This window comes from Methylocella tundrae, from assembly GCF_038024855.1.
In the GTDB taxonomy this organism is placed as follows: Bacteria; Pseudomonadota; Alphaproteobacteria; order Rhizobiales; family Beijerinckiaceae; genus Methylocapsa; species Methylocapsa tundrae.
On sequence record NZ_CP139089.1, the window covers coordinates 545,936 to 559,955 of the forward strand.

Sequence of the window (14,020 nt, forward strand, 5' to 3'; positions counted from 1 at the left end):
CATCCTGCAAAACAAAAGCTTACGATTGATTGCTTAGCGTCCGCGCGAGGTTCGCGCCGCTTCCTAAGCAATTGTTAGCTCTTGCGGGGCGAGACTGCCCGCCATGTCCCGCGCAAAAACCCCCGATATCGGCCTTGTTCCGACGGCTTTGCCCGATCATTTGGCGCTCTTCGCTCACGCGGACGCAGAGCTTTTGGCGCTTGCCCGCGCCTGGCTCGCGCATTTGGCGGGCGAGCGCCGGATCGCTGATCTGACGCTCGAAGCGTACACTCGCGACCTTCGCCAATTTCTGGCCTTCGCCGCCATTCACTTCGGCGCAGTTCCGTCGCTTACGATGATTCGCGATCTTGCGCCGGGCGATCTGCGCGCCTTCATGGCCTCGCGCCGGGAGGCGGGCGTCGGCAGCCGCTCCCTTTTGCGGCAGCTCGCGGGCCTTCGCAATTTCACGCGCTATCTAGAGCGTAACGGACACGGGCAGAGCGCGGCCTTCACGGCGGTGCGCGCGCCCAAAACCTCGCGCCGGCTGCCAAAGCCCTTGACGGCGAGCGCCGCGCGCGCGCTGACCGGGGTCGATGCGCGGGCAGGAGAAAATCGTCCCGCCTGGATTCTGGCGCGCGACGCCGCCGTTCTCGGGCTACTCTATGGCGCGGGGCTGCGCATTTCCGAGGCCCTGTCGATCAAGCGATCGGATGCGCCAGTCGGCGCGCTGGACGTGCTGAGAGTCGTCGGCAAAGGCAAGAAGACTCGCGACACGCCGATCATCGCGCCTGTGCGGCGCGGGATCGAAACCTATCTCGATCTATGTCCTTATAACCTTCCGCCGGACCGGCATTTGTTCGTGGGCGCGAAGGGAGGGCCGCTGTCCCCGCGCATCATCCAGCTCGCGGTCGAGCGGCTGCGCGGCGCGCTCGGCCTGCCGGATACGGCGACGCCGCATGCGCTGCGCCATTCCTTCGCCACCCATCTCCTCGGGCGTGGCGGCGATCTTCGCGCCATCCAGGAATTGCTCGGCCACGCCTCGCTCTCCACGACGCAGATTTACACGGCGGTCGACAGCGCCCGGCTCGTCGAGGCCTATCGCTCGGCGCATCCGCGCGGAGGCTGAACGGCGCTGCGGCGGCGAAACCGATGTGTCCTTTCCGTTTTCATGGAATGACCCGATCCGCGCGCAGGCGCGCAAAGAGGTCGAAAAAAGAATCATCAGTCGCCTGGTAGTCGAGAAAGCCGAGCTTGCGGCTCTTCGTCATATCGGTGACGACCTCGATCGGGCGGCCGAGATCGGCGTCGGTATGCCAAGCTGAAGCGACGACCGAGAGGTCGGATTCGACGAGGCCATGCTTGCGGGCGATCTCCGCCCAGATCGGCGCTGCGTCGGCAAGCTGGACCTCTAACGGGATGCGCTCGCCGTCGAAGGGCGCCGGATCGAGGCCGAACCAGTTGGCGAGCCGCGGCCACATCCAGTTCCAGCGGAAGATGTCGCCATTGACGATGTTGAACGCCTGGTCGCGCGCCGCTTCGGTCGTCGCGGCCCATTCGAGATGTCTGGCGAGCTGGCGGGCGTCCGTCACGTCGCTCAGCCCGTTCCATTGCGCGGCCGAGCCGGGGAAGCGGAAGGGCCTCCCCGTTTCGCGGCAGATCGTGGCGTAGGCCGCGAGGGTTGTTCCCATGTTCATCGCATTGCCGAGCGCGTAGCCGATCACCGTATGCGGCCGATGCACGCTCCAGCCGAAGCCGTCGCGTTGCGCCGCGGCGAAAAGCTCGTCCTCCTGGGCGTAATAGAAATTTTCGACATTGAGGCGCGGCTGCTCCTCCCGGAACGGCGTCGCAGGCAACGCTCCCTTCCCGTAAGCCTCGAAAGGACCGAGGTAGTGCTTCAGCCCGGTCACCAGCGCGACATGGCGCACCGACCCCGTCGGCGAGAGCGTGTCGAGCAGATTGCGCGTCATGGCGCTGTTGACCTTGATGTTCTCCGCTTCGGTCGGCTGGCGCAGCCAGGTCGCGAGAAAGACATGAGTGGGACGCAACGATTCCAGAGCGGCCCGCAGCGACGCCTTATCCTGAAGATCGGCGGCGAGGGGAACGACCCCTTGCAGGCCGGAAGGCGGACGCCGCGCCAGCCCATAGGTCTTCCAGCCCTTTCCGGCTAAATGCCGGGCAAGCGTATTGCCCACGATGCCGCTGGCCCCGACCACAAGCGCCTGCCTTGTCATGTCAAAGTGTCTCCGGTGTCCCGCGCCGGCTCAAGGCGAGCGCCCGGCGGAGTATGTAAGCATCGGCAAGCTTTCGCTCCAGACCGGGAACGCGGCAGTTCGCTGCGGCGCATTCCCGCAGCTGCGAGGATCACGTCGCGGCGGGCAAAGCGACATGTCGCCTTTTCTTCACGGCCTCCGCCTGCTATCTCGCAGGGATGACAACGCACGCCATCGAAAACATCCGCAATTTCTCCATCGTCGCCCATATCGACCATGGCAAATCGACGCTGGCCGACCGCCTCATACAGGCGACCGGAACCGTCGCCGAGCGAGACATGGTCGAGCAGGTGCTCGATTCCATGGATATTGAGCGCGAGCGTGGCATCACCATCAAGGCGCAGACGGTCCGGCTTGAGTATAAGTCGAAGGACGGCAAGACCTATATATTGAACCTCATGGATACGCCGGGCCACGTCGACTTCGCCTATGAGGTCTCGCGCTCGCTCGCCGCCTGCGAAGGTTCGCTCCTTGTCGTCGACGCCAGCCAGGGCGTCGAGGCGCAAACGCTCGCCAACGTCTATCACGCGCTCGACGCGGGCCACGAGATCGTGCCGGTCCTGAACAAAATCGACCTGCCCGCCGCCGAGCCTGAGCGGATCAAGCAGCAGATCGAGGATGTGATCGGGCTCGACGCTTCGAACGCCGTACTGATCTCGGCCAAGACCGGCATCGGCATCGACCTCGTGCTGGAGGCCATCGTCACCCGCCTGCCGCCGCCGAAGGGCGATGAGACGGCGCCTTTGAAGGCTTTGCTGGTCGATAGCTGGTATGACGCCTATCTCGGCGTCGTGGTGCTCGTGCGCGTCATCGACGGCACGCTGAGGAAACATCAGAAAATCAAGATGATGGGCGCCGACGCTCATTATGAGGTCGATCGGATCGGCGTGTTCCGTCCGAAGATGCAGGATAGGGCGGAGCTCGGCCCGGGCGAGGTCGGCTTCATCACCGCGCAGATCAAGCAGGTGGCGGACACGCGCGTGGGCGACACCATTACCGACGAGCGCGGGCCCTGCGTCGAGGCGCTGCCCGGCTTCAAACCGGCGCAGCCCGTTGTCTTCTGTGGTTTATTCCCTGTCGACGCCGCCGATTTCGAGGATCTGCGCGCCGCAATGGGACGGCTTCGGCTGAACGACGCCAGCTTTTCCTACGAGATGGAAAGCTCGGCCGCGCTCGGCTTTGGCTTTCGCTGTGGTTTCCTCGGCCTGCTGCACCTCGAAATCATTCAGGAGCGCCTCGAGCGCGAGTTCAATCTCGATCTCATCGCGACCGCGCCCTCCGTCATCTACAGGATCGTGCAGCGCGACGGCGAAATCGTCGAATTGCATAACCCGGCCGATATGCCCGATCCAACCAAGATCGAAACGATCGAAGAGCCATGGATCCGCGCGACGATTCTAACGCCCGACGATTACCTCGGCGCGGTGTTGAAACTCTGCCAGGAGCGGCGCGGCCTGCAGGTTGACCTCAATTATGTCGGCAAGCGCGCGATGGCGGTCTACGACCTGCCGCTTAATGAAGTGGTGTTCGACTTCTACGACCGGCTGAAGTCGATCTCGAAAGGCTACGCCAGCTTCGACTACGCGATCACCGACTATCGTCCCGGCGATCTCGTCAAAATGTCGATCCTCGTCAACGCCGAGCCGGTCGACGCACTCTCCATGCTGGTGCATCGCGAGCGCGCCGAAATGCGCGGACGGGCGATGGTCGAAAAGCTGAAGGAGCTGATCCCTCAGCATATGTTCCAGATCCCGATCCAGGCGGCGATCGGCGGCAAGATCATCGCGCGCGAGACAGTGAAGGCGCTGCGCAAGGATGTGACGGCCAAGTGCTATGGCGGCGACGCCACGCGTAAACGCAAGCTGCTCGACAAGCAAAAGGCCGGCAAGAAGAAGATGCGCCAGTTCGGCAAGGTCGAGATCCCGCAGGAGGCCTTCATCGCCGCACTGAAGATGGATAGCTGAGGGTTGGCCTCGCTGCTCGCGGCGAAACTTTTTGATGCCGATCAATTTGAAGCGTAGAGTGTCGCGCTAGCCTTTACATAAAAAGGGAGGGCGACCATGAGCGAGAAAGAAACGACCGCCGCGCGGCCACTTGTCGACGATGAGCTCTTCATGTCCGTCGCCGACCTCAAGGCTTACGTCGCCGAGGTCGAATCGGCCAAGGCGTCGCAATCCTATGTCGCGATGCAGGCTGCCGATCAGGCGAAGAAGGATTTGATCGAAAGGCTTTCCAGGCCGATCGACCTGACGCCTGAAAAAATCAGCGCCTTCATGCGTCGCGTGAAGCTCGCGGCAGAGCGTGGCGAGCGCGAAATGCTGATCGGACGATTCCCTTCCGAACTTTGCACCGACCACGGCCGGGCGATCAACAACACCGAGGAGGGCTGGCCCGAGACGCTGATCGGTTTGCCGCTTCAAGTGCACCAGATCTGGAAGGACAAGCTCCAGCCCCTGGGCTACGGGCTGAAGGCAATGATCATTGAATGGCCGGAGGGCTTTCCGGGCGACGTCGGAATGTTCCTGACCTGGAAGTAAGAGTGCAAGCCATGACCGAGGCCGAGCAGGACGCCGAGACGCAGAACGGCGCGGGCAAGCTGAAGCGCAGGCAATACGAGGCGGAGCTTGCAAAGCTTTCCGTCGAGATTGTCAAGCTGCAGGAATGGGTGAAGCGCGAAGGCAAGAAGGTCTGTATCGTTTTCGAAGGACGCGACGGCGCCGGCAAGGGCGGCGTCATCCGGGCCTTGACCGAACGCGTCAGCCCGCGGGTCTTCAAGATCATCGCTCTCCCTGCGCCGACCGAGCGCGAAAAATCGCAAATGCATATCCAGCGCTTTGTAACCCATCTGCCGGCGGCTGGAGAAGTCATGATCTTCGACCGCAGCTGGTACAATCGCGCGGGCGTCGAGCGCGTCATGGGTTTTTGCACGAAAGAGCAGACTGAGCAGTTTCTGAACCTGACGCCCGCCTTCGAAAAGCTGATGGTGCAGTCTGGAATCTATCTGCTCAAATACTGGCTTGAGGTGAGCCCGGAGGAGCAGACGCGCCGCCTCGAACAGCGCATCACGGACGGGCGGAAGATCTGGAAGCTGTCGGAGATGGATCTCAAATCCTACAGCCGCTGGTACGATTATTCGCGTGCGCGGGACGCCATGTTCGCTGCGACCGATACGCCCTGGGCGCCGTGGTACGCCGCCAACTCCGATAACAAGAAGCGCATGCGCCTCAACGTCATCAAGCATCTTCTCGCCCATATCCCTTATGAGGACGTGGAACGCAAGAAAGTCGAGCTTCCGGAACGTCAGAAGCCGGAAGGCTACAAGGAGCCGGACTATCCATTCAGATGGGTTGAGGAGGCATTCTGACACTGGCGCCGGCTGCGGCTCCGAGGCGATCGCGTTTTCCTGCGAGCCGTCACGCCAGAAGTCCCGCCCATGTCGCAACGATCGCGAAGACCAGACCGGGCACGACGCGTTCGGCGAAGGGACGCGTCCCAAGGGTCAAGGCGAGCACGATTTTGCTCGCCGTGTTGCTTGTCATGGCGAGGACGATCGGCAGCGCCGCATCGGCGGGCGCAAGCTTGCCGGCCGCTGCGAGCGAGGCGACCGAAATGGCAGCGCTTTGGCTGTCGACAAGGCCCGCGGCCACCACTCCGATGAGAATCCCTGTTTCCCCGAGCCAATTTCTCAGCCCCGCCGCGGTGACAAGCATGACCGACATCGTGGCCGCGAGCAGGACGGCGGCCTTGATGCTGAACGCGGCTGCGGGTTCGTGATTTTGCGCTTCGCCGTCGTGGAGGGCTCGCATCGTGAAGATCGCGCCGTAAATCACGGCGGCGCACCCTCCCGCGATGAGCGCCGGAGCGAGCGCGCGAAGGGTTGGCAGGCTTACCGCCGCAACGACCGCTCCCATCACGGTGAAAGTCGCAACCGTAGAGAGAACGGCGCCCGCGGCGGCGGGCCTCATCAATGCGGGATCTTTTGCGGCGATGCCAGCCATCGCGCCGATCGCGGCCGCGCTTGATGCGAAGCCCGAAGCCAGCCCAGCGAGGGGCAGACCGAAGCGCGCGCCAAGGGCCCGCTGCGCGATATGGCCGAGGGCGCCGACCGCGAGGACAAGGATGACAAGCAGCCAGATTGATCGCGGATTGAGCGACTCAAAAGGCCCCATATAGCGGTTCGGGAGCTGCGGAAAGACCACCAGCGTCGCCGCAGCGAAGACAAGCATGTCGTTGACTTCGGTCCTGCTGAGAATTGTCGTCGCAAAGCTGTGGATAGGGGCCTTGGCGGCGAGAAGAATGGCGATGACGACGCCGACGGTGGCGGCGAGGGCCTCGTCCGTCACCGCGAGCGCGCCGAGCAGGGGCATGAAGGCGAGTGCGACCTCGGTCGTGAGGCCGGGGTCGCCGACCGGCGTCCGCAGATAGGACACCGCGACGAGAGAGGCGACGCACCCCGTTACGATCGCCAGCAGAAGCAAGCCGCCGATATGAAAAGCGACGGCGCCGAGCAAAGCCGTGACAGTGAAGGTCCGGATGCCGGCGGGCCCCCTCGACGGACCGGCGCCTTTACTGCGCTCGCGTTCAATGCCGATCAGCAGCCCGAGAGCAACGGCGACGGCAAAACCGGACAGGGGCGGTGGAAGCCAGAGCATGCGACTTTCTCATACCTCACAGTTTCTTGTAGAGCGCAGAGGCGCAAAGCGCACGCGGTGATTACTGGTCGCGATCGATCGCCTGTCTCTTCTTCACCCTCCGAGATAGGCGGCGGAGATGTCGTCATGCTCCAGCATTTCGCGGCCGGAGCCCTGCAATTTGATCCGCCCGTTCTCCAGCACATAGGCATGGTCCGCGATCTCCAGCGCGGCGTGGGCGTTCTGCTCGACGAGGAGAATGGTGCGGCCTTCGTCTTTCAACGATTTGATGATGGAAAAAATCTCTTCGACGAAGAGCGGCGCGAGCCCCATCGATGGCTCGTCGAGGAGCAGCAGCTTCGGGCAGGCCATCAAAGCGCGGGCGATCGCCAGCATCTGCTGTTCGCCGCCGGACAAAAGCCCCGCGCTCTGAGAGAGGCGCTCTTTCAGCCGGGGAAAGCGGGCGAGCGCTTTTTCGCGCCGCCTTTCGATTTCGGCTGCGTCGCGTTCGAGATAGGCACCCGCGAGAAGATTTTCCGCGACGCTCATCTGCGCGAAAATCTGCCGGCCTTCAGGGACATGCGCAATTTTTTTTCGCGCGATGACATGAGCCGGACGATTGGTCAAAGCCTCGCCGTCGAATGTGACGGAGCCGGCGCGGATTTTCAGAAGTCCGGAGACGCCACGCAGGATGGTGGTCTTGCCGGCGCCGTTGGCGCCGATGAGGCAGACGATCTGGCCGGCGCCGACGGCAAGATCAACGCCCTTGACGACGGCGCTGGCGCCATAGCCGATCTCAAGGCCGCGCGCGTCAAGCAATACGGCGCTCATGTGCCGGCCCCACGCAATTCGCCGGCGCCTTGGACGCCAAGATAAGCTTCGATGACGGCCGCATCCGCGCGCACCGCCGCGGGCGCGCCCTCAGCGATCTTGCGGCCGAAATTCAAGACCGTGATCTTGTCGCACAATCGCATGACGAGGCTCATATCATGCTCGACGAGCAGCATGGAAACGCCGCGCGCCTTGATCTGCAAGAGCAGGTCTTTGAGTGCGGCGGTCTCAGCCGGATTCATGCCGGCGGCTGGCTCATCAAGAAGCAGCAGCTTCGGCGTGGAGGCAAGGGCGCGCGCAATCTCGAGCCGGCGCTGATCGCCATAAGACAAGGCGCCCGCGGGCCTATGCGCCGCGGCGGCGAGCCCGACGAAAGAGAGCAGCTCTTTTGCTTCGCGCAGAGCGGCGCGCTCTTGCGATCGAAACCGCCCGAGCCGCGTCAAAATCTCGAACAGCGATTCGGCGACATGCAGATGCATGCCGGTCAGCACATTTTCCAGCGCCGTCATTTGCGTGAACAGGCGAAGATTCTGAAAGGTGCGGGCCAGCCCGCGCCGCGCGCGGCGATCCGGGGAGAGCGAATCGATTCGCGCGCCGTCGAGCCGGATCGTCCCGGCCTGTTGTTTGTTAAGCCCGGTGACGAGGTTGAAGAAGCTCGTCTTGCCGGCGCCGTTCGGACCGATCAGCGCGTCGAGGCTGCCGGCCTCGAGGGTAAGGTCGAGGTTGTCGATGGCCGTGAGGCCGCCATAGCGCAGCGTCAACGCCTCGATCTGCAGAAGGGCGGCGGTCAAGCGCGCGCTCCAATGCGTCTCGCGCGCCAGGGAAGAATGCCGTGCGGCATATAAAGAACGGCGATGACGATGATGAGGCCGTTGATGACGAGCCGAAAGTCCTGCAGCGGACGCAAGACTTCAGGCAGTAGCGTAAGCACCATCGCGCCGGCGAGCGGACCAAAGGGCGAACCGACGCCGCCGAGAAGCGCATAGCTCAAGATCGTCACCGCCGCGTCAAAGCCATAGTCGTTCGGACTGATGAAAGAGGACGCATGGGCGTTGAGCGCGCCGGCGAGGCCGGCGAGCATGGCCGAGGCGACGAGAGCGGCCATCTTGTAGCGCGCAAGAGGGATGCCGCTGACGGAGGCCGCGATCTCATCCTCGCGGATGGCTTCCAAAGCGCGGCCGACGCGGGAGCGCGTGATCAAAACCAGCGCCAGCAGCGCCGATCCAAGGCACCCGTAGATGAGCGGGAAATCAGCCTTGACGGGAATGCCGGAAAGGCCGAGCGCGCCGCCTGTTACATCGGATTGAATGAGGAAAATGCGCAGAATTTCGCCAAGACCGATCGTCGCTAGCGCGAGATAGACGCCGGATAGCCGCAAGGTCGGCACGCCGATCGCGAGAGCGATCGCCGCGGGAATCAGCATGGCGGCGGCGAGCACGAGAGGGAAGGGCAGGCCGGAATGCAAAGTGAGAAGGGCCGAAGCATAGGCCCCGATCCCCATGAAAGCGGCCTGGCCGAGCGACAATTGCCCGATCGCCAGCACAACATACATGCTGAGCGCCAGCAGCCCATTGACGCCGAGCGAAGCGATGAGGCTCTGATACGTCCAGAGAAAATCGCTAAGGTCAAAGCCAGTCATATTGCGACATGTCGAGATCAATCTTCATCCGGTGCTCCCTGGCGCGGACAAGATCAAGCTCTCGCGAAGGCGTCAAGACTCACTCTCGCTGACACGAGGATCGCATCCGGGCGACGGGGAAAAAATTTGCCGCTATTCCTCGCGAAGCGCTGGCTCCGCCAGGCGTTTCGGGCGACCAGAATTTCAGCTTTCGATCGTGTCTGCGAACGCTCGGGCCAACCGCACCGCGAGAGCGCGCGCGTCGGTCTTGAGCCTCTCGTCAGCTTTCGGCTTGATCCGCTCGTTCCGGACAGTGACCTCGACCGCCAGCACGCTCCCGCCAACGTCCTGTTCACGCCATGTGAGCTTGGCGCGGACATGGTTTTCATCGAGCGGCAGCAATTCGATTTCGAGGCCTTTGTTCATTGTCCCCCCGGTGAAAGCTGCGGCGGTCGTTAGAAATCAGATGCCGTAAGATGACAGAAGCTCTGGCGGCGCCGTGCATAGGCGCTGAGGGCGGCCCGCTCGATCTGGACACGATTGACGTCGAACGCCTCCAACAAGGAAGCTTCGTTCCGTCGCACCTGGGGGCTAATCCGTTCGAGCGCCTCCTCATCCAAATGAAAGGCGATTTCGAATGTGGATTCATGACCCCAAAAGCTGACGCATCGCTTGACGGGATCGTAACTGCGGCTGGCGTTGGGGAAATGGAGCGTCATCGGCTTCCTCCAGAAATGCGCAGGCGCGATGAGAGTCGTCAGACTGCGCCGCTGATCCCCAGTCAGCGCGGCGAACGGCCTTAATTGTTTTAGATGATCAATTTGCGCCCGCGATTCACTCAAACATGAAACGCGGAGGCGTGAAAGCACCGATTAGACGCCGCGCCGGTGTTTCCAGCGGCGCGACGCTCGATCACGCCGGGACGTCGGCCGGGACGTCGAGAGACGCCGAGGCTGCGGCCAAGGGCGTCGTCGTGGCGGCCGGTTGCTTGCGGAGCCACGCGCCGACGCCCGAACTGTCGGAAGTGAACTCGACGCCCTTCATTTCGAGCGCTTTCTGGATCAGCCCCAGCGTCATGGCCTGAATGCCTTGGCCGGCTTCAAATCGCGTTATCGTGTTTACGGAGACGCGGGCGGCTTCGGCCAGTTCGCGCGCGCCAAGCGAAAGCCCGGCTCGAGCCATCCTACATTGATCGGGGGTCATTTGCTTGCCTCTCTGCGCGATGTCGCGCGCCGGTTCTTTAGGTCCGTTAATTCATTCTGGTCGCGCGCGCGCCGCAACTGCTTCATCGCCTTCCTGGGGCTGGGCTTCTCGTTGCTCGGCTCCGGCGTCATATCGGCTTGCAGAGCCTCGATCCGCCGCGTGAGGTCGGCGACCGCCTCCGAACGAACTTTGAGCCTGACGCCAACGCCTCCGCCGTTTTCGCCCAGAAACTCGACGCCCGCCGCTTCAAGAGCATCGCGCAAAGCTTTGATCGTCGCGACTCGGGTTTCCGACAAATGCCCTTGCATGCGTTCAAGGCGCTTGACGGTTTCGACTGACACGCCGGAGGCGGCCGCCAGGGCCGACTGTTCCATGCGGAGCATGGCGCGAGCGGCGCGAAGCTGTTCTGCTGTCAAGCTGCGCCTCATTGGCAATGAAGGGTTAGATTACCTGTGAAGTGTAAATAATACGCTACGGGGGGTAAATCAAGGGGCGGAAAGACTGCGTTTCGGCTTGACCTGATCGCAGCCGCAGTTCTCGCGCCTCAAGTTCGGGTTTCGCGCGCCCCCGAACGAGGTTCTTGCCTTGCATCGCCTTCGGCGTTCGAGTGTCAGTTGCTCGCGCGGATCATCTGCGGGCGCGCTGGCGAGCGCCGGTTTAGCGAGCCGCTCGCCTCTGATTCACCAGCAGCGCCGCGCCCAATGCCAGCCATAGGGGCCGAGCACCCATCGCCGGGCGCATCCGCCATAGCCGTACCCTCGGCCTTGTGCATAGCCCCATCCACCGTGGCCCCATCCACCGTGGCCCCATCCGCCGCGCCCCCATCCGCCGTGCCCCCAATGGCCGCCGTGACGCCCGCCTCCATGATGCCATCCTCCGCCGTGATGACGCCAGCCGCCGTGGCGATGACCGCCATGGTGGTGTCCGCCATGATGGCCGTGGCCGCCATGCCCATGGCCGCGCGCGAAGGCCGGGCTCACTGGAACCGACGTCACGCCGAGCATAACGGCCGTGACCAGAATGTTGATTGCGCGCATGGGGGCTAACTCTTTGGCAGCCGCAGGTCTGTGCGAAAAACACGGCCCGGCTGCGACAGATGAAGAAATATCACATTTGATTGCGGAGGCCAGAGGTCAAAGCCATGCGCCGATTAGATTTCACCGGCCGATGATCCGAAAGGGAAGCAAAGGAATTCCGCCGTTCCGCTCAGTCGTGGAAGAGAATTTGAGCGGCGATCCGGATGCGTCAGGCGCGTCTCGCGCTGGGCCGGCCGAAGAGGCCAAGCGGGCGTATCCACAAGGTCAGCACAAGGAGCAAAAAGCCGACCGCCTCCTTGTAAACGGAGGAGACATAGCCGGCCGTCAGCGCCTCAAGGACGCCGATGAGCAGTCCGGCGACCAGCGCGCCGCCGATGTCGCCGAGACCGCCGAGAATGATGACGGCGAAGCCCTTGAGCGTCATGGCTTCGCCCATATAGGGCGTGATGGCGTTATATTCGAGCGCGATCAGAACGCCCGCGGCGCCGGCGAGCGCGCCCGAGACGAAGGAGACCTGGCTCATGATCGCGCGGGTGTCGATTCCCATGAGTTCCGCTGCGTCTGGGTTTTCGGCGAGGGCGCGCATGGCGAGGCCGGTCCGCGTCATCCGCAGCAGCAGGACGAGACCGAGAGCGAGGGCGGCGACCGTGCCGACGATAAGGAGTTGCGCCAGAGAGACGCTTGCGCCCTGGAAAGTCCATGGCGCGCTATCGACGAGGCCGATGGGAAAGCGGCGAATCTCGGAGCCAAACAGCGCCGTCATTCCCGAATAGAGGAAAAGCGTTGCGCCGAGGGTGACCATCAGCGAGGCAAGCTCGGGCGCGCGGACTTTGCGCAAACGCGAGAGCAGCAGAAAATCGACGACGACGGCGATGAGCCCGGTCGCGATTGCCGCCGCCGGCAGGGCGATCGCGAGCGGCGCGCCTTTGATCGTCGCAAAGAGGGCGATATAGGCGGCGGCGGAGAAGTAAAAGCCATAGGTCAAATTGACGACCCCGAGCACGCCGAACATCAGGGTGAAGCCGAGGGCGAATAGCGCATAGGCTGATCCCGCGACGAAGCCATTGATGATCTGCTGAAGGAGCATGCTGGTCCGCGTGGCTCTTTGCGCCGCTATTTCAAGATCGTGAATTTGCCTTGCGCGACTTCGAGAACGAGGACGCCGGACGTCACTGCCGGATCGCGCTCCGGCGTAAAGGCGAAGGCGCCCATAACGCCATCAATTCTGGTTTTCAGAAGAGCCTCGCGAATGGAATCGCCGGTCAAATCCTTTGCTGCATTCAGCGCGCTCGCCACGATTTTCAAAGTGTCGAACGCCTGCGCCGCGAACTGATCGGGATCGGCGCCGTATTTGGCGCGATAGTCGGTGATGAATTTTTCATTCAACGGATCGCTTTTGCCGACGAACCATGGACTGCCGACGAGCAGCCCGTCGGCGGCGGCGCCGGCGATTTCGAGCACCTTGGGCGAGTTCATGCCATTGCCGCCGATAACCCGCACGGAGGCCGGAAAACCCAGCGCCTGCTTGGCGAGCAATATGCCAGCGCCTGCGTCCGCCAGCGCCGAGACGACGATCGCGTCGGGGTTGAGGCTCTTGATCTTGGTCAGTTGAGCGGAGAAATCCGTATCCTTGGCGCCGAAGGTTTCGGTCGTCAGAACCTCGATGTTCAGATCCGCCAGCGCCGCCTTCATGACGTCATAGGCCGATTTGGTGAAAGCGTCGTCGCGGCCATAAAGCACCGCGACCTTTTTGACGCCGAATTTTTCACGCGCGGTGCGCAGCGTCACGGGGATGACGTCGGCCTCCGGCAGCGAGGTGCGAAACACATAAGGGCCGATGGCGGTGATGCCGTTCGCCGTCGTCGAGGTGCCGATGATCGGGGTCTTGCGCTCGATGGCGAGCGGCGCGACGGCGAACATCTCGGTCGACAGGGTCGGCCCCAACAGCAGCGGAACCCTCGCGCGGCCGAGCAACTGGCGCGCGGCGTTGATCGCCTGCTCCTTGCTCCCGGCCGAATCCTGGTACGCGATCGCTAGGGGGCGCCCATGTATGCCGCCTGCGCGATTGGCTTCCTCGACCCCGAGATCGAATCCCTGCTTGATCGAGACGCCATATTTGGCGTTGGGGCCGCTCAAAATCTCGATCGCGCCGATAATCACCGGGTCCGAGCCCTCAGCCAGCGAGAGCTGTGGGAGAGCAAGACAGCCGGCGATGGCGCAAAAGCGGAACAAGGATCTGATGAGTCGATGCATCGGGCGTGATCGCGGGCGTGAGTGGGACGAACGGCGGAGTCGTCGCAACGGTCTAAACCGAAGCCGGGCCGATTCCTAGGGCCGGATCGGATGGCTTTGGATGCACCCGCCGCGCCATGATTCGATCCAACCTCCCAAATCCGTCTTTCATCAATAGGTTCGAGCATGATGTGGCCCGAAAACCGGTTTCCACTTTTG

General features: G+C 63.0%; 16 protein-coding genes. 4 read left to right on the forward strand and 12 right to left on the reverse strand.

Features of this window, described 5'->3' with window-relative positions:
* Positions 1–103: 103 nt before the first annotated feature.
* On the forward strand, positions 104–1,105 hold the full coding sequence (locus tag SIN04_RS04970; RefSeq protein ID WP_341264256.1) for a tyrosine recombinase XerC: 1,002 nt from the start codon (positions 104–106) through the stop codon (positions 1,103–1,105).
* Positions 1,106–1,145: 40 nt separating this feature from the next.
* Here the strand turns inward: SIN04_RS04970 and SIN04_RS04975 are convergent, their stop codons facing one another.
* Positions 1,146–2,210 (reverse strand): SDR family oxidoreductase, encoded by a 1,065-nt coding sequence (locus SIN04_RS04975; protein WP_341264257.1) that lies wholly within the window; start codon positions 2,208–2,210, stop codon positions 1,146–1,148.
* Between the two features lie 197 nt (positions 2,211–2,407).
* On the opposite strand from SIN04_RS04975, the gene lepA reads away from it, so the two are divergent.
* From lepA to ppk2, 3 genes are all read left to right on the forward strand, one after another.
* Complete coding sequence (gene lepA / locus SIN04_RS04980; protein ID WP_134486748.1) at positions 2,408–4,213, forward strand: translation elongation factor 4; 1,806 nt, start codon at positions 2,408–2,410, stop codon at positions 4,211–4,213.
* 96 nt (positions 4,214–4,309) lie between these two features.
* Positions 4,310–4,786 carry a hypothetical protein gene (locus tag SIN04_RS04985; RefSeq protein WP_134486750.1) on the forward strand — a complete coding sequence of 159 codons (477 nt, stop codon included), beginning with the start codon at positions 4,310–4,312 and terminating at the stop codon, positions 4,784–4,786.
* 11 nt (positions 4,787–4,797) lie between these two features.
* Positions 4,798–5,613: a polyphosphate kinase 2 gene (gene ppk2, locus SIN04_RS04990; RefSeq protein ID WP_134486753.1), complete on the forward strand. Its 816-nt coding sequence runs from the start codon at positions 4,798–4,800 to the stop codon at positions 5,611–5,613.
* A 49-nt stretch (positions 5,614–5,662) separates the two neighbouring features.
* Here ppk2 and SIN04_RS04995 read toward each other — a convergent pair whose 3' ends face one another.
* From SIN04_RS04995 to SIN04_RS05045, 11 genes are all read right to left on the reverse strand, one after another.
* Positions 5,663–6,901, reverse strand: a complete 1,239-nt coding sequence (locus SIN04_RS04995; RefSeq protein ID WP_134486756.1) for an MgtC/SapB family protein — start codon at positions 6,899–6,901, stop codon at positions 5,663–5,665.
* A 93-nt stretch (positions 6,902–6,994) separates the two neighbouring features.
* Positions 6,995–7,711 (reverse strand): ABC transporter ATP-binding protein, encoded by a 717-nt coding sequence (locus SIN04_RS05000; protein ID WP_341264258.1) that lies wholly within the window; start codon positions 7,709–7,711, stop codon positions 6,995–6,997.
* Positions 7,708–8,502, reverse strand: coding sequence for an ABC transporter ATP-binding protein (locus SIN04_RS05005; RefSeq protein ID WP_341264259.1), 795 nt, complete (start codon positions 8,500–8,502; stop codon positions 7,708–7,710). The genes SIN04_RS05000 and SIN04_RS05005 overlap by 4 nt, the downstream gene beginning before the upstream one ends.
* Positions 8,499–9,350, reverse strand: coding sequence for a branched-chain amino acid ABC transporter permease (locus tag SIN04_RS05010; protein WP_341264260.1), 852 nt, complete (start codon positions 9,348–9,350; stop codon positions 8,499–8,501). Before SIN04_RS05010 ends, SIN04_RS05005 begins: the two co-directional genes overlap by 4 nt.
* A gap of 183 nt (positions 9,351–9,533) precedes the next feature.
* Complete coding sequence (locus SIN04_RS05015) at positions 9,534–9,755, reverse strand: hypothetical protein (protein ID WP_134486765.1); 222 nt, start codon at positions 9,753–9,755, stop codon at positions 9,534–9,536.
* Positions 9,756–9,784: 29 nt separating this feature from the next.
* Entirely contained in the window at positions 9,785–10,048 is a 264-nt protein-coding gene (locus SIN04_RS05020; RefSeq protein ID WP_174512954.1) for a DUF1488 domain-containing protein, read from the reverse strand.
* A 193-nt stretch (positions 10,049–10,241) separates the two neighbouring features.
* The gene (locus SIN04_RS05025; protein WP_134486771.1) at positions 10,242–10,532 is read right to left on the reverse strand and encodes a helix-turn-helix domain-containing protein; all 291 of its coding nucleotides are present in this window, start codon (positions 10,530–10,532) and stop codon (positions 10,242–10,244) included.
* On the reverse strand, positions 10,529–10,948 hold the full coding sequence (locus SIN04_RS05030; RefSeq protein ID WP_244605678.1) for a helix-turn-helix domain-containing protein: 420 nt from the start codon (positions 10,946–10,948) through the stop codon (positions 10,529–10,531). The genes SIN04_RS05025 and SIN04_RS05030 overlap by 4 nt, the downstream gene beginning before the upstream one ends.
* Before the next feature lie 194 nt (positions 10,949–11,142).
* A complete protein-coding gene (locus SIN04_RS05035; protein ID WP_341264261.1) occupies positions 11,143–11,481 on the reverse strand; it encodes a hypothetical protein in 339 nt (112 codons plus the stop codon).
* A gap of 296 nt (positions 11,482–11,777) precedes the next feature.
* Positions 11,778–12,656, reverse strand: a complete 879-nt coding sequence (locus SIN04_RS05040) for a branched-chain amino acid ABC transporter permease (RefSeq protein ID WP_341264262.1) — start codon at positions 12,654–12,656, stop codon at positions 11,778–11,780.
* A 26-nt stretch (positions 12,657–12,682) separates the two neighbouring features.
* Positions 12,683–13,822, reverse strand: a complete 1,140-nt coding sequence (locus SIN04_RS05045) for an ABC transporter substrate-binding protein (RefSeq protein WP_134486777.1) — start codon at positions 13,820–13,822, stop codon at positions 12,683–12,685.
* Positions 13,823–14,020 lie beyond the last annotated feature (198 nt).

Coding starts and splice junctions, on each gene's coding strand:
- lepA (WP_134486748.1), top strand. CDS start 2,408: ATGACAACGCACGCCATCGAAAACATCCGCAATTTCTCCATCGTCGCC.
- SIN04_RS04995 (WP_134486756.1), bottom strand. CDS start 6,901: ATGCTCTGGCTTCCACCGCCCCTGTCCGGTTTTGCCGTCGCCGTTGCT.
- SIN04_RS05025 (WP_134486771.1), bottom strand. CDS start 10,532: ATGACCCCCGATCAATGTAGGATGGCTCGAGCCGGGCTTTCGCTTGGC.
- SIN04_RS05015 (WP_134486765.1), bottom strand. CDS start 9,755: ATGAACAAAGGCCTCGAAATCGAATTGCTGCCGCTCGATGAAAACCAT.
- SIN04_RS04975 (WP_341264257.1), bottom strand. CDS start 2,210: ATGACAAGGCAGGCGCTTGTGGTCGGGGCCAGCGGCATCGTGGGCAAT.
- SIN04_RS04970 (WP_341264256.1), top strand. CDS start 104: ATGTCCCGCGCAAAAACCCCCGATATCGGCCTTGTTCCGACGGCTTTG.
- SIN04_RS05000 (WP_341264258.1), bottom strand. CDS start 7,711: ATGAGCGCCGTATTGCTTGACGCGCGCGGCCTTGAGATCGGCTATGGC.
- SIN04_RS05045 (WP_134486777.1), bottom strand. CDS start 13,822: ATGCATCGACTCATCAGATCCTTGTTCCGCTTTTGCGCCATCGCCGGC.
- SIN04_RS05040 (WP_341264262.1), bottom strand. CDS start 12,656: ATGCTCCTTCAGCAGATCATCAATGGCTTCGTCGCGGGATCAGCCTAT.
- SIN04_RS05010 (WP_341264260.1), bottom strand. CDS start 9,350: ATGACTGGCTTTGACCTTAGCGATTTTCTCTGGACGTATCAGAGCCTC.
- SIN04_RS05035 (WP_341264261.1), bottom strand. CDS start 11,481: ATGGCGGCCACGGCCATCATGGCGGACACCACCATGGCGGTCATCGCC.
- SIN04_RS04985 (WP_134486750.1), top strand. CDS start 4,310: ATGAGCGAGAAAGAAACGACCGCCGCGCGGCCACTTGTCGACGATGAG.
- ppk2 (WP_134486753.1), top strand. CDS start 4,798: ATGACCGAGGCCGAGCAGGACGCCGAGACGCAGAACGGCGCGGGCAAG.
- SIN04_RS05020 (WP_174512954.1), bottom strand. CDS start 10,048: ATGACGCTCCATTTCCCCAACGCCAGCCGCAGTTACGATCCCGTCAAG.